This window comes from Halolactibacillus miurensis, from assembly GCF_900116255.1.
Taxonomy (GTDB): domain Bacteria; phylum Bacillota; class Bacilli; order Bacillales; family Amphibacillaceae; genus Halolactibacillus; species Halolactibacillus miurensis.
In genome coordinates this window covers 1-1,221 of sequence record NZ_FPAI01000061.1, presented here as the reverse complement: position 1 = coordinate 1,221, position 1,221 = coordinate 1, and the positions used below count along the sequence as shown (strand labels likewise).

Annotated in this window: 9 tRNA genes and 1 rRNA gene; all 10 read right to left on the bottom strand. The window is 48.0% G+C overall.

Annotation, left to right across the window (positions count from 1 at the left end):
* Positions 1-114 precede the first annotated feature (114 nt).
* Positions 115-190: transfer RNA gene (locus BM390_RS15205), tRNA-Ala, on the bottom strand.
* 20 nt (positions 191-210) lie between these two features.
* A tRNA-Pro gene (locus BM390_RS15200) sits at positions 211-287 on the bottom strand.
* A gap of 4 nt (positions 288-291) precedes the next feature.
* A tRNA-Arg gene (locus BM390_RS15195) sits at positions 292-368 on the bottom strand.
* A gap of 1 nt (position 369) precedes the next feature.
* Positions 370-458, bottom strand: a tRNA-Leu gene (locus tag BM390_RS15190).
* 21 nt (positions 459-479) lie between these two features.
* Positions 480-554, bottom strand: a tRNA-Gly gene (locus tag BM390_RS15185).
* 4 nt (positions 555-558) lie between these two features.
* Positions 559-640, bottom strand: a tRNA-Leu gene (locus BM390_RS15180).
* A gap of 4 nt (positions 641-644) precedes the next feature.
* A tRNA-Lys gene (locus BM390_RS15175) sits at positions 645-720 on the bottom strand.
* 8 nt (positions 721-728) lie between these two features.
* Positions 729-804, bottom strand: a tRNA-Thr gene (locus BM390_RS15170).
* Between the two features lie 4 nt (positions 805-808).
* Positions 809-884, bottom strand: a tRNA-Val gene (locus tag BM390_RS15165).
* Positions 885-889: 5 nt separating this feature from the next.
* A 5S ribosomal RNA gene (gene rrf / locus BM390_RS15160) occupies positions 890-1,004 on the bottom strand.
* Positions 1,005-1,221 lie beyond the last annotated feature (217 nt).

Genomic DNA, 1,221 nt, shown 5'->3' with positions numbered 1-1,221 from the left:
ATGAGTAATACTTTACTCTGGTTTCAAGCACTAGCTTGTCTTACTTTATTTCTTAACATTACTGTGTGTGTTATTCAGTTTTCAATGGTCAAATATGCCCGAAGGCATAAAAAATGGTGGAGCCTAGCGGGATCGAACCGCTGACCTCCTGCGTGCAAAGCAGGCGCTCTCCCAGCTGAGCTAAGGCCCCACAAAACATTAAATTGTAAATGGTCGGGAAGACAGGATTCGAACCTGCGACCCCTTGGTCCCAAACCAAGTGCTCTACCAAGCTGAGCTACTTCCCGATAATGGCGCGCCCGAGAGGAGTCGAACCCCTAACCTCTTGATCCGTAGTCAAACGCTCTATCCAATTGAGCTACGGGCGCATGGTGCCGAGGGCCGGACTTGAACCGGCACGATAGTCACCTACCGCAGGATTTTAAGTCCTGTGTGTCTGCCAATTCCACCACCCCGGCATGGATTTTGGAATTTGGAAATGGAGCGAAAGACGGGATTCGAACCCGCGACCCCCACCTTGGCAAGGTGGTGTTCTACCACTGAACTACTTTCGCGAAGTGCGGGTGGAGGGACTTGAACCCCCACGTCGTAAGACACTAGATCCTAAGTCTAGCGTGTCTGCCAATTCCACCACACCCGCTAAATGGTGAGCCATGAAGGATTCGAACCTTCGACCCTCTGATTAAAAGTCAGATGCTCTACCAACTGAGCTAATGGCTCGCGATTACTGGTGCCGGCCAGAGGACTTGAACCCCCAACCTACTGATTACAAGTCAGTTGCTCTACCAATTGAGCTAGGCCGGCAAGATGGTGGAGGATGCAGGGCTCGAACCTGCGACCCCCTGCTTGTAAGGCAGGTGCTCTCCCAGCTGAGCTAATCCTCCGTACTGCCTGGCGACGTCCTACTCTTGCGGGGCTTAAGCCCAACTACCATCGGCGCTGAAGAGCTTAACTACTGTGTTCGGCATGGGAACAGGTGTGACCTCTTCGCTATTGTCACCAGATCTTATATCACTTCGTCTTTGTTTCTCGCAAGGACAAGATATATTATATTATGTTTTTCAGAGTTTTGCAAGTGTTTTTTATAAAAAATTTAACTTTTTTATAAGTATTTTCTTGCGAAAATGTTATACCCTGAAAACTAGATAAGAAGTAAACAATCATCAAACAAAAATTTAGTTAAGTCCTCGATCGATTAGTATTCGTCAGCTACACATGTCA